The organism is Gemmobacter aquarius, from assembly GCF_003060865.1.
GTDB classification, from domain to species: Bacteria; Pseudomonadota; Alphaproteobacteria; order Rhodobacterales; family Rhodobacteraceae; genus Paragemmobacter; species Paragemmobacter aquarius.
This window is the reverse complement of record NZ_CP028918.1, coordinates 2,975,349-2,988,076: the sequence shown is the minus strand read 5'-3', so window position 1 is coordinate 2,988,076 and position 12,728 is coordinate 2,975,349. Positions and strand designations below refer to the sequence as shown.

The 12,728-nt window shown below is 65.7% G+C and carries 7 protein-coding genes and 1 pseudogene; 4 read left to right on the top strand and 4 right to left on the bottom strand.

All coding sequences use genetic code 11. From position 1 onward, the window contains the following. The first annotated feature begins 1 nt into the window (after position 1). Together HYN69_RS14375 and arsJ are read left to right on the top strand one after the other, a co-directional pair. Entirely contained in the window at positions 2-1,009 is a 1,008-nt protein-coding gene (locus tag HYN69_RS14375) for an ArsJ-associated glyceraldehyde-3-phosphate dehydrogenase (protein WP_108436344.1), read from the top strand. A gap of 2 nt (positions 1,010-1,011) precedes the next feature. Further along, positions 1,012-2,277 (top strand): organoarsenical effux MFS transporter ArsJ, encoded by a 1,266-nt coding sequence (gene arsJ, locus HYN69_RS14370; protein ID WP_230426567.1) that lies wholly within the window; start codon positions 1,012-1,014, stop codon positions 2,275-2,277. 10 nt (positions 2,278-2,287) lie between these two features. Here the strand turns inward: arsJ and HYN69_RS14365 are convergent. Next, positions 2,288-4,251 (bottom strand): annotated as a pseudogene (locus HYN69_RS14365) (3-hydroxyacyl-CoA dehydrogenase NAD-binding domain-containing protein). A gap of 258 nt (positions 4,252-4,509) precedes the next feature. Here HYN69_RS14365 and HYN69_RS14360 point away from each other — a divergent pair. After that, positions 4,510-5,607, top strand: coding sequence for an alkene reductase (locus tag HYN69_RS14360; RefSeq protein ID WP_108436343.1), 1,098 nt, complete (start codon positions 4,510-4,512; stop codon positions 5,605-5,607). Between the two features lie 86 nt (positions 5,608-5,693). On the opposite strand, the gene HYN69_RS14355 is transcribed toward HYN69_RS14360, so the two are convergent. The 3 genes from HYN69_RS14355 to HYN69_RS14345 form a co-directional block, all read right to left on the bottom strand. Beyond that, positions 5,694-7,583: a family 16 glycosylhydrolase gene (locus HYN69_RS14355; RefSeq protein WP_108436342.1), complete on the bottom strand. Its 1,890-nt coding sequence runs from the start codon at positions 7,581-7,583 to the stop codon at positions 5,694-5,696. 307 nt (positions 7,584-7,890) lie between these two features. Then, complete coding sequence (locus HYN69_RS14350; protein ID WP_108436341.1) at positions 7,891-9,108, bottom strand: FAD-binding domain-containing protein; 1,218 nt, start codon at positions 9,106-9,108, stop codon at positions 7,891-7,893. Positions 9,109-9,220: 112 nt separating this feature from the next. Next, positions 9,221-12,238, bottom strand: a complete 3,018-nt coding sequence (locus HYN69_RS14345) for a PAS domain-containing hybrid sensor histidine kinase/response regulator (protein WP_108436340.1) — start codon at positions 12,236-12,238, stop codon at positions 9,221-9,223. A 223-nt stretch (positions 12,239-12,461) separates the two neighbouring features. Between HYN69_RS14345 and HYN69_RS14340 the strand changes: the two genes are divergently transcribed. Continuing rightward, positions 12,462-12,722, top strand: coding sequence for a hypothetical protein (locus tag HYN69_RS14340; RefSeq protein ID WP_108436339.1), 261 nt, complete (start codon positions 12,462-12,464; stop codon positions 12,720-12,722). Positions 12,723-12,728 lie beyond the last annotated feature (6 nt).

Here is a 12,728-nt window from a genome sequence, read left to right as displayed (position 1 = left end):
CATGCCCCGTATCGCCCTCAACGGCCTTGGCCGGATCGGAAAACTTGTCCTGCGCGACCTGATCGATACAGGCGCGGGCGGAGAGATCGTCTTGGTCAACGATCCCGTGGGCGATGCCGAACAGCATGCCCTGCTGATGGAGTTCGACTCCGTTCACGGTCGCTGGAAAACTCCTGTCAGCCACACTGCCGGGGCGCTGGTTCTTGGCGGACAGACCCTTCGCCTTACGCAGGCAAAGACCATCGACGCCCTGCCGTTGGCGGAGCTCGGCGTCGATCTGGTCATCGACTGTACGGGCGTCTTCAAGACCGCAGCCAAACTCGCGCCCTATTACGCGGCGGGCGTGAAAAAGGTTGTGGTCAGCGCCCCGGTCAAGGACGGCGGCGCGCTCAATATCGTCTACGGGGTGAACCACGCGCTCTACGACGGCTCGCAAGCCCTGGTCACCGCAGCCTCATGCACAACGAACTGCCTCGCCCCGATCGTCAAAGTCATCCACGAGAGCCTCGGCATCCGCCACGGGTCGATCACCACGATCCATGACGTGACCAACACCCAGACCATCGTCGACCGCCCCGCTAAAGACATGCGCCGCGCGCGGTCGGCGCTGCTGAACCTGATCCCCACCACGACAGGGTCGGCCACGGCGATCACCCTGATCTACCCCGAACTCAAGGGCCGCCTGAACGGCCACGCCGTGCGCGTGCCGCTTCTGAACGCCTCGCTCACCGACTGCGTGTTCGAGGTCGAGCGGGCAACGACGGTGGCCGAGGTCAATGCCCTGTTTGCCGCCGCCGCCCAAGGGCCACTCAAAGGCATCCTCGGCTATGAAACGCGCCCCCTCGTCTCGTCCGATTTCACCAACGATCCGCGCTCGTCGATCATCGACGCGCCCTCGACGATGGTGATCAACGGCACGCAGGTCAAAATCTATGCGTGGTACGATAACGAATGGGGCTATTCCTGCCGCCTTGCCGATGTCGCCCGCATGGTGGCAGGGTCGCTGTGACCATGCCCGCCGCAATGGCCAGCCCGCCGCCAAATCCGGTCCGCGCCTATGCGGCGGTCACGGCGGCCTATTGGGCCTTCATGCTGACGGACGGCGCGCTGCGGATGCTGGTGCTGCTGCATTTCAATGGCTTGGGCTTCAGCCCGATCCAGCTTGCATGGTTGTTCCTGCTGTACGAACTTGCGGGGATCGTCACGAACCTTGCCGCCGGATGGCTGGCGGCCCGCTTCGGCCTTGCGGCGACGCTTTACGCGGGGCTGGCCTTGCAGATCGGGGCCTTGGCCGCACTTGCCCGGCTAGACCCTGCATGGTCGATTGCCGCCTCGGTCACCTTCGTCATGGCGGTGCAGGGCGTGTCGGGCGTGGCAAAGGACCTTGCCAAGATGTCCTCGAAATCCGCCGTCAAACTGCTGGCCCCCGCTGCGGATGGCGGATTGTTCCGCTGGGTCGCCGCCCTTACCGGATCGAAGAACGCGATCAAGGGCCTCGGCTTCTTCCTCGGCGCGGCCCTCCTTGCGGTTGCGGGCTTCCAGACTGCGGTCTGGGCCATGGCAGGCGTGCTTGCGCTTATCCTGTCGGCTGTCGTGCTCTTCCTCCCTGCAGGCCTTCCGGGGCGGATGAAAGCCGACGAGGCTTGGGGTGGCTGGCGGTCGAAAGACCCCCGCGTGAACCGCCTGTCGCTCGCCCGCCTGTTCCTCTTCGGCGCAAGGGACGTCTGGTTCGTCGTCGGCGTTCCGGTCTACTTCCAGTCCGTCCTGTCCGAAGGCACCGCCGAAGGCCGGCGCGAGGCGTTCTTCCTCGTCGGCGGCTTCATGGCGCTGTGGATCATCGCTTACGGCGCGGTGCAGGGCTTCGCCCCGCGTCTGCTCGGCCCCAAGGGGCAATCGGAAGCCAAGGCCACAAAGGCCGCCGTGGGCTGGGCTGCAGCGCTGGTGCCGATCCCCTTTCTGCTCTCGGCGGCGGCCATGCTGGCGGGCGAACCGACCCCGTGGCTGACGGCGATACTGATCCTCGGCCTGCTCGGCTTCGGCTTCGTCTTCGCGGTCAATTCTTCGGTCCATTCCTACCTGATCCTTGCCTTCGGATCGGCCGGGCGCATTACGCGCGATGTGGGGTTTTACTACATGGCCAACGCCGCCGGACGCCTTTTCGGCACGCTTGTGTCGGGCATCAGCTACCAGTTCGGGGGTCTGCCCCTATGCCTTGCTTCTGCCGGAGCGATGGCGCTCGCAAACTGGCTCGCCGCCCGCCGCCTGCTTAAGGCCTGAACGACGGGCGTCATGCTTGGGCCGACCCTGCGGCTGGCTGCCGTCTCGCCGCAAGGAACATCGGGCCGCCCTTGGTGCGGGGAAAACCGTAGCCATGCGCTTCGACCAGATCGATGTCCTGCGGCGAGGCGGCTATGCCTTCGTCAAGGATGCGGCGGCCTTCGGCGGCCATGGCCGCGACCAGACGGTCGGCGATGTCGGCTGCGGGCATGTCACGGGCGGCGCCCCCTATGGGCGACAGCAAAAGCGCCACTTCGGCTGACGGATGCGGGGCACGGTCTCCGACGCGGTAATCATACCAGCCGCCACCGGTTTTCTGCCCCTTGCGCCCTGCGCGCACCAATATGTCGCCCGGCGTTTCGGGCACATCCTCGCCCCGCGCCCGTGCCGCCTCGCGGTGCATGAACGAGATGTCGAGACCGGCCAGATCCTGCATCTCGAACGGGCCCATCGCATAGCCGAAGCCGCGCATGGCGGCGTCGATTGCGGCAAAGGGCACGCCTTCGCGCAGCATCGCCTCGGCCTCGTGCCGGTAATGGCGCAGGATACGGTTGCCGATGAAGCCGTCGCAGATGCCCGACCTGACCGGCACTTTGCCCAGCTTCGCGGCAAGCCCGAACGCGGTGGCCAGCACCTGCGGCGACGTGTCGGGCAGGGGCACGATCTCGAGCAGTTTCATCACCTGCGCCGGGCTGAAGAAATGCAGCCCGATGAACCTCTCTTGCCCTTGCAGCCCGTCGAAGATCGACCGCGGGTCGATATACGAGGTGTTGGTGGCAAGGATCGTGTCCGGATCGCACAGGCTGGCCAAGGCCGAAAACACCTCGCGCTTGACGGCGAGGTCTTCGAAGACCGCCTCGATCACCAGATCGCAGCCCTGCAGACCGCCAAAGCCTATGGTTCCGGTCACACCTGCCAAACGCCCGGCCGCTGCTTCGGCGGTCAGGTTGCCGCGTTTGACCGCGCCGTCGAACAGCGCGTGCAGTGTGGCCATGCCACGCTCCAGTCCGGCTTGGTCGCGCTCGGACAGCACAACGGCGATCCCGGCGTTTCGCAGGGCTGCGGCGATGCCCACACCCATCGTGCCGCCACCCACGACACCGACCGTGCCAAGCGGTCTTGCCGTGACACCGCGCAGATCGGCGGGGCGCAGGGCGGCGCGTTCGGCAAAGAAAAGATAGCGCAACGCCGCTGCTTCCTCGGTTTCGCGCAGGCGCAGAAAGGTCGCGCGTTCAAAGGCCAGACCGGCCCCTGTCCCTCGGCCACGCCAAGCCGCACGGCTTCCAGCGCCAGCAGGGGTGCGCTCTGGCCTTTCGATGCCTTTGCGATCCGGGCCTTCGCCGTGTGCCAGAACGTTTCGCCGGGGTCAGCCACGGCGCGGTCGCCTGCGGGCAGGGCAGGCGGGGCGGACAGAACCTCGTGCGCAAAGGCCACGGCTTCAGGCACAAGGTCGCCCGCCGCAATACGGTCGACAAGGCCCGACGAAAGCGCCTGCGCGGCATCCAGCATGCGTTTTTCGGCGATGACCGGCACGGCAACCTCTACCCCGACAAGACGTGGCAGGCGCTGCGTTCCCCCCGCACCCGGAATGATCCCGAGGTTGACTTCCGGCAGCCCGAATGTCGCGTCTGCCGCCGCGATCCGGTAGCGGCAGGCAAGTGCCAATTCCAGCCCGCCGCCAAGCGCCATGCCATGCACCGCCGCGATCCATGGCGCGCGGGCGTCTTCGATCCGCGCCAGCACATCTGGAAGATGCGGCGCTTGCGGCGGGTGGTCGAATTCCGAAACATCCGCGCCGCCGACAAACAGCTTTCCCGCGCCTGTCAGGACCACGGCCCGAACGCTTTCGTCGCCGTCCAGCCTGTCGACCATCGCAAGCAGGGCGTCGCGCATCGCACGCCCCAGCGCATTGACCGGCGGATTTTCCAGTGTGACGACAGCCACGTCACCGCGGCGTTCAAGGATGAGGTTCATGTTGGTTCGGCCCTGCAAAACCCGACTTCGACCGTGACCCGGATGACGCGGACCGGCAAGACAGGGCTAGGGCAAGGCGGCCGGTTTCGCAATCCTTTAAACTCAAAGTACCGCGGGCCGCAGCCGCCCGTCACCCCTACGGACGGCTAAATCCTGCGAGTCGCGCCCTCTGCCCTTTAAATCTGAACGGAAACGTATATATATTACCGGCAGGCCCTGCCACCAATTGCGGGCCGACCCCAGATAGGACTGTGTTTCATGACGACTGCCAAACTTTTCACCCCCCTCCGCGTCGGCGCGATCGACCTTGCCAACCGTGTCGTCATGGCACCGCTGACACGCAACCGCGCGCGGCATGAAGACGATACCCCCCACGCCCTGCATGTCGAATACTATGCCCAACGCGCCACGGCGGGCCTGCTCATCACCGAAGCCTCGCAAATCTCGCCCGAGGGCAAGGGTTATGCCTGGACGCCGGGCATCTACAGTCCCGAACAGGTCGCAGGCTGGAAAGCCGTGACCGATGCGGTCCATGCCAAGGGCGGCAAGATCGTAATCCAGCTATGGCACGTGGGCCGTGTGTCCCATACCGTGTTGCAGCCGGACGGGCAGCCGCCCGTCGCGCCTTCGGCCATTGCCGCCGAAACCCGCACCTTCGACGGCGAGAATTTCCTGCCCACCTCGATGCCCCGCGCCCTCGGCCTCGACGAGATGCCACGCATCGCCGCCGAATATGCCGCAGCCACCCGTAACGCCCGCGAGGCCGGTTTTGACGGCGTCGAGATCCATGCGGCCAATGGCTACCTGATCGACCAGTTCCTGCGCGATGGTTCGAACACCCGCACCGATGCCTATGGCGGCAGCCTTGAGAACCGCACCCGCTTCCTGTCCGAGGTGATCGACGCGGTCGTGGGCGCATGGGATGCAGGCCATGTCGGCATCCGCCTCAGCCCGTTTTCGGGTGCGAATGGCGTGTCCGACAGTGATCCGGTGGCGACCTTCACCCGCGCGGTGGAAATCATCGACGCGGCGGGGCTTGCCTATCTGCACATGGTCGAAGGCGAGACCGGCGGGTCGCGTGATTTGGCCGAGGGGCAGGATATCGCGGCGCTGCGGGCCAAATTCCGCGGTGTCTATATCGCCAACAACGGCTACACCCGCGATCTGGCGATCGAGGCGGTCGAACAGGGCCGCGCCGATATGGTCGCCTTTGGCCGCCCCTTCATCGCAAACCCCGATCTGGTCGAGCGTCTGAAGGCCGATGCGCCCTTGAACACGCCCGATCAGGCCACGTTCTACGGCGGCGGGGCCAAGGGCTATACCGATTACCCGACCCTGCAATCCGCCGAGGCGTAAGCCAGCACTGAAAAGGCGCGGCCCGAAACCACGGGTCGCGCGACATCGGGGCGGAAACGCCAATAGCCGCCCCGATGGTTCTGCCGTCAAAGCAGGAAATCACCTGCGTTTACTGTATGGGCATTGACCACGAGAACCTCGAAATCGGCAACCTTGTCGCCGTTCACATCGGCCCGCAGCAGCATGTCGGACCCGCTCGCCACCGCCCAGACGCCGTAAGCCGAGGCTGTGCTGCCGGTAAAGGCAAAGGCCTGATCGCCCGCTTGGGCGGTATTCGCATCGATGCCGCGCAGGTCGAAATCGTCGACCCCCGCCACAAAACTGAACACCGTGTCATGTGCCGAACCCGCCGTGCTTTCGGACGCGCTCTTGAACACGAAGACATCGCGGTCGGCATCGGCCCCGCCGTAAAGCGCATCCGTTCCGCTGCCGCCTTCCAGCGTATCGGCCCCGCTTGCGCCTGAAAGCGTGTCGTTTCCGCCCATCCCTTGCAGGATGTTGGCCACGGAATTGCCGGTCAAACGGTCGTTTGCCGCGTTTCCGGTGACATTCTCGACGTTGCGGATCGTGTCGTAGCCGGAACCGGTGTTCTGCGCCGTGGTCACGCCCAGATTGACCGTGATGGCAATGGCGTTCGTTACCGTCGCCCAGTCCGACCCTGCGCCGCCGTCGATCAGGTCGTCGCCCCCGCCCAGCGACATGCGGTCGGACCCGTCTCCACCGAACACCTGATCGTTGCCCACGCCGCCGGTCAGCACATCGTCGCCCGCGCCGCCGGTCAGCGTGTCGTTGCCGCCCAGACCCGAAAGCTGGTCGTTGCCGAGATTGCCGTTCATCTGGTTCCCGCCGTCGTTGCCCAAAGCCACGTCATTGCCCGACCCGCCCGAGAAATGCTCGATGTTGCGCAGCGTGTCGGTGCCGTAGCCTGTCGCCTGCGCGGTGGTCAGCCCAAGGTCGACCCGCACCGCCACCGTTCCCGCCGCATCCAGCCAATCCGACCCGTTGCCCCCGTCGAGCAGGTCGTTGCCCGCATCGAGCCGCAGCATGTCGTTGCCGTCACCGCCAAACAGGCTGTCATGCCCCGCCGCTCCGGCTAGCGTGTCGTTGCCGCCATTCCCTGCCATGCTGTCATTGCCCGACGTGCCGGTCAGGGCGTTGTTGCCCGTATCGCCGTTCAGCGACGAGGGGGCGGGTTCGACGGGCGTAGGCGAAACAGGCGTGGGAGTAGGCGCAGGCGCGACTGTGGTCGCAAGCCCCGTCAGATCGCCCGGCCGCACATCGGCACCTTGCACCCTCGCCACCAGCGGCGTGCCGTCATAGGCCCACTTGCCCGTCCAGCTGTCCAGACCCGACGCGCACCACAGATCGACATAGCTTTTCTGCGGACCGATCTGCCACACACCGCCCGGCATGTCGGCGGCCCCGTAAACCCCGACCACGCGGCCATCGACCCGGAAGGTCGCGGAATTGTTCGCGACGGTCACGTCATAGGTATGCATCCCCTGCGCCCCGTCGAACCCCAGATCGACGATGATCGACCCGCCCTTGGCCTGATCGAGCGAGATATGCCTGCCGTTTGCGTCCTCCATGTGGATGTTCAACTGGACCTTGGTCGTGTCCTTGCCCACGAATTCGAAATCGAACTCGACCCAGGGCTGGTTCTGCCAGTCGGCCTTGTAGCTGAACATGCCGAATACGGCACCATCCACCATCTTGGGGGCCTGCGCCGTCCAGCTGAACGCGCCTGTCGTGGCGACCTCGCTCGACTGGAATTCCGCCCCGTTGTACGGGCGCGACGACCCCGAAGGGGCGGCCCCCAGTTTCAACTGCACTTCGCCTGTCGCGGTCTTGGTCACGTTCTGGTCTTCCCAGTTCATGATCGAGGTCTGGCCCGCAGCCCAATCCGACAAAAGCCAGCCGTCGGTCGGCTGGGTCTGGTTGATCGTGAAAAGCGAGATTTGCGGGTTCAGCGTCATGGCATCTGTCCTTTGGCGTTCGGCATGCCGAGATCGGTCCCCCGATGGGGGTTTTCCGTGGCTTGCGCGCAGGGATGGCAAAGCGCGCAGTCCCTGCCCGCTTCATCTCTTGGTTGTAGCAAGGGCAGTCCGCTCGCCCCAGCCGTCCAATCCGCTGGCACAGGGGGCCGGTGGTATGGCGGGGGGCTGCGCTGCCCCCTTTGTCAGGCCAAAGGCGTCCGATGGGGTGGAACAGGCCGTGACCGCCTGCCGGTCCCCACCTTCCGGCAGGCGCGGTATGGGTCGCTCCGGTCCCGAAGTATGGGTCTTACGCCTGCATCGCGCCCAGCAGGCGCGGCATCTGCGCCTTGACCTTGAAGAACCCCGCCTTCGCATGGGGCCAGATGTCGCCGTCCCATTCCCTGCGCCATTCGGCCAGCGTGATCCCCATTGCTTCCAGCGCAGGCGCAGCCTCGGTCAGCCAGTCGTGCAGCGGGCCGCGCGTGGCATAGGGGGTGACGATCTGCACCGCCCCCGCCTTTGCCGCCCAGCGGGCAAGATCGCTTGCGTTGCCCGCCCGCATCGGCGTCATAGCCACACCCGCACGGCCCGCGCAATCGGCCAATGCGCCCGCTTCAAAGTCCAGAACCATCTGTACCACCGGCAGGGGCGACCGAAGATGGCCCGTGGCCAGCATCGCCGCCGCGCGGATATCCAGCGCGCCAAGGTCGAACTCTTCGATCCGGCAATCCTCATCCGTCAGCAACAGCGCCGTGGGAACGCCCGCTTGCGGCAGGGTAAATCCGCGCAAGGGCAACAAGGGCGGCAAGCCGTCGGGTTCGGTCGCCTCCAGCCCCGCCGTCACCAAAGCAAGGTCGGCGTCACGCGGCGTGAAGCGCCCGTTGGTGAAACTGGCGATGTTCCACGCCTGCGCCTGATAGGCCTTGCCCCGCGTATGCAGCCCCGCCACCCAGCGCCAGCCCAGCGTATTCGACGCCGCATCGCCATCGAGCAGATGACGGTAAAAGAAATCCGCGCCCAGCCGCCACGGCAGGCCAAAGGTGAAAATCCAGATCGAGGCGAACCACATGCGGGCGTGATTGTGCAGATAGCCGGTCTCGACCAGCTCTTCGGCCCATGCGTCAAAACACTCCAGCCCCGTCTGCCCGCCCTCGGCCTTTGCCACCTCGCGCCGCAGGGCGCGGTCGCGGTCGAGTGCGGCCAGATCGGCCAAAAGCCCGCTCTGGTAAGCCCCCCAGACCTGCGGGCGATGCTCGAGCCAGCCCTTGAAATAGCCGCGCCACAGCACCTCTTGCAGGAACTTCTCGGCTGCTTCGGCGCCATGCGCGTCAAGCGCCGCTTGGGCGACCTCGGCTTCGGTCAACAGCCTGCGGCGGATATAGGGCGACAGTTGCGACACGGCGGTATGCTTGCCGCGCCCGTTGTCATAGTTCCGCCCGCTGGCATAGCGCCCGCCCATGCGCGGCACGAAAGCCTGCATCGCAGCCAGCCCTGCGGCGCGGGTCGGATCGATCGGGTGGGTCATGGTTCAAGGTCTTCCTGCAGGCTCGGGTTCGGCGGAAATGGCGCGATGCTGCGGGAAATCAACGCAAGCCAACCCAAGCGGGGGCGCGGCATTTTGCCAAGCCAGCCCGCCCTCAGGGTGCCATCGCCGCCCGCCCGCTCAGCGTGGCGACCAGTTGCGCCAGTTCGGTGCGGCGCACGGGCTTGGCCAGATGCGCGGCGAAACCGGCTTGCAGGTATTCGGCCACCTGATGCGCCATCGCGTTGGCCGTCACGGCAAGCGCGGGCGGCACATCGCCGCCCTGTTCCGCCGCCAGCCGATGGATTTCGCGCAAGGCCGACACACCGTCGAGTTCGGGCATGGCGATATCCAGACAGATCAGGTCGAACCGCCCCGGTGCCCATGCCTCGACCGCGGCGCGACCGTTCTCGACCAGCACGGTATCGACCCCGAGCCGCTTCAGGAACGCATCCATGATCCGCAGGTTGATCGGGTTGTCATCGGCCACCAGCGCACGCAAGCCCGCCAGATCGGTTTCAGGCTCGACCGCCTCGGTCGCCGCCTCAAAGGGGGCGGCCTTGATCGCGGGCAAGGGCAGCGTCACCCGCACCAGCGTGCCTTGGGCCGGGGTGCTGGAAATGTCGATGCTGCCGCCCATCATCGCGGTCAGCCGTCGCAGGATCGACATGCCCAACCCCGTGCCGCCATAGCGCCGCGTCACGCTGGGATCGGCCTGCTCGAAATCCTCGTAGACGCGCCCGATCTCTTCGGGTGTCATGCCGATGCCGGTGTCTTCCACCTCGATGACCAAAGGCCCCCGCGACCCGCCGCGCAACCGCATTACCACGCTGCCGGTCGCGGTGAATTTCACTGCATTGCTCAGCAGGTTGTGCAGGATCTGCGCCACCCGATGCGGATCGCCAAGCCGCTGCGGCAGATGCTGCCCAAGATCGACGTGAAAGGTCAGCCCCTTGTCACGCGCGCGCAGGCGGTGCAGCGCCTCGACCTTGCGGACCACTTCGGCGGGGGCAAAGACCTTGCGTTCAAGGTCGAGCTTGCCCGCCTCGATCTTCGACATGTCGAGCACATCGTTCAGGATCGTCAGCAACGTCTCGCCCGATTCGCGGATCGTGCGGGCCGTCTGGGTCTGGTCCGGATCGGTCAGTTCGGAGGCAAGGATATCGGCCATGCCCAGAATACCGTTCAGCGGCGTGCGGATTTCGTGGCTCATATTGGCCAGAAACAGCGATTTGGCGCGGCTCGCCTCTTCGGCGCGTTTGCGGGCATCGTGCAACTCGGTCACATCGACGCGCAGACCGACGCTGCCCCCGTCCGGCGTCTTGCGTTCAAAGATACGCAGCACCCGCCCGCTGCCCAGGCGCTGCTCGATCATCGGGCCGGGATTCAGATGCTTTTGCATCCTCTCTTCCAGCCATTCCTCCTCGCGCCCGACCGCATCGGCGTATTGGCCATTGTCCAGCCCGTAGCGCAGGATGTCGCGGAACGGCGTGCCCTGCACCATCGCGGGGGCGCTTTCGGCATAGATTTCCTTGTAGCGGTCATTGGCGATCACCAGCCGGTCCTCGCGGTCGTAAAGGACGAACCCGTCCGGCAGCGTCTCGACCGCGGTGACAAGCTGTTCGCGGGCAGCCACGGCGGCACGCTCTGCGGCCTCGAGCCGGTTCTCGCGCTCCTTGCGGTCGGTGATGTCCTCGACAAGGCTCCAGATCAATTGGCGCCCCGTCGCATCGGCGATCAGCACGCCGTTGGCCACTGCGGGAAACTGCGTGCCATCCTTGCGTAGAAAGTATTTCTCGAATGGCCCGCACCGCCCCGTCGCCCGCAAGATGGCGACCTGTCGGGCATCCACCGCAACCGCTTCGGGCGGGGCCACGTCAAGATAGGTCAGTCCCGCCAGTTCGTCGCGCGCATAGCCGATCTGCGCCAGAAAGGCGCTGTTGGCATCGACAAAGGCCCCCGTCTCCAGATCGTTCAGCACGATCCCCACGGGGGACAGGTCGAACAACGCCTGCAGCAGGGTTTCGCGGTAGTGCAGCACCGCCTCGGCATGGACGCTTTCGGTCACGTCGCGCGTGATGAACAGATAACCGGGCGGTTCGTCGGCCTTGTCGGCGAGACGGGCCGAGACCGACAGCTCGAACCAGCGCGGCGCCGCTCCGGCCATGCGGTAGCGTTTGCCGCGCGACACGCCGTTTTCGTCGACCTCGCGCATCGCCTCTTCGGCGATCGCCGCCACTTCGGGCGACAAAACGTCAAGCATCAGGTGGTCAAGCAGCATGTCCGGCGGTGCCATCGGCGGCGCGCCCTCGGGCACGTGATAGCCGGTCAGGCGGCCGGCGTAATCGACCTCGAAGATCAGGTCCGGAATGGCGGCCAGCGTCGAGCGCAGGCGGTTGCGCTCTTGCTCGAGCGATTGCTCCAGCTCCTTGCGCTCGGTGATGTCCTGCAACGTGCCGAAAGCGCGGGCGATATGCCCGCCCCGCCATTCGACGCGTGCGGTGCTGCGAACCCAGCGTTGCCGCCCCTTTGCTGTGACGAAGGCCAGTTCCAGATCATAGGGCGTGCCTTCCGACATCAGCGCCGCGACCCTGCGTGCGACCTCTTGGCGGGTCTTGTGCGGGAAATGGGCCAATGCGTCAGGCAGCGACACATCGCTGTCGGGGGGCAATTCATGGATGCGGTAAGTTTCGGGCGACCAATATATCTTGCCGCTCGACGCCTCGATCTCCCAACTCCCGACACCCGAAACCTCCTCGATCTGCGCGTGGTGCACGGCGGCGCGGCGCTGCATCGTCACATCGCGGATCGTCGCATAGATCAGCCGGTCTTCGGTGTTGAGCGAAGCACTCCATTCCAGATAGTGCCACGACCCGTCCTTGGCGCAGTAGCGGTTCACAAAGTTCCGCAGCGGTTTTCCCTGCAACAGCACATCCGCCGCCGAGATCGTCTCGGCCACATCGTCGGGATGCACGAAGTCGAGATAGGGGCGGGCGCAAATCTCTTCCGCTGTCCAGCCCAGCGTGGTTTCCCAAGACGGGCTGGCAGCGATCAGCCGACCTTCGAGGTCGGCAATGCAAAGCATGTCGACAGCGTTGCGGAAAAATTCGGTGAACTTCTTTTCCAGGGGCACTTCAACAGTCTTGCCGGGGCTGGCGGAATGCGAGCCACCGAAAGACAGTCCTTTCTACGGTCGTCATCTTGTCAACCTTTTTTAACAAACCCGCATAACACAGGTAAGACGCGACTGTTCATCCGGCCCGCGCAACGGGGGGCGGCAGGGCGCACCCTTCGGCGGTCTTTGGCCTAGGGAACAGACCCCCCGCCGTGCGGTTGTTCCCGCGAAAGAGAGGGTCATGCCACGGATCGAGCTTTATTCCCGCGCCGATTGCGCCAATGCCCGCACCATCACCGAATGGATGCGGACCAACGGGCATGCCCATCTGTGGCGCGATCTGGGCGAACCGGGGGTGGCCGAGGATCTGCGCGGCCGCACCCGCCTTGGCATTGCACCCGTGACGCTGGTCGATGGTCGCCCCGTCTGGGGCAATGGCCGCGAACAGGTGCGCCGCCTGCGCCGGTTGCTGCGACGCAGGCTCTGGACCTTGCCGTGGTAAGCGGAC

Coding starts and splice junctions, on each gene's coding strand:
- HYN69_RS14375 (WP_108436344.1), top strand. CDS start 2: ATGCCCCGTATCGCCCTCAACGGCCTTGGCCGGATCGGAAAACTTGTC.
- arsJ (WP_230426567.1), top strand. CDS start 1,012: ATGCCCGCCGCAATGGCCAGCCCGCCGCCAAATCCGGTCCGCGCCTAT.
- HYN69_RS14360 (WP_108436343.1), top strand. CDS start 4,510: ATGACGACTGCCAAACTTTTCACCCCCCTCCGCGTCGGCGCGATCGAC.
- HYN69_RS14355 (WP_108436342.1), bottom strand. CDS start 7,583: ATGACGCTGAACCCGCAAATCTCGCTTTTCACGATCAACCAGACCCAG.
- HYN69_RS14350 (WP_108436341.1), bottom strand. CDS start 9,108: ATGACCCACCCGATCGATCCGACCCGCGCCGCAGGGCTGGCTGCGATG.
- HYN69_RS14340 (WP_108436339.1), top strand. CDS start 12,462: ATGCCACGGATCGAGCTTTATTCCCGCGCCGATTGCGCCAATGCCCGC.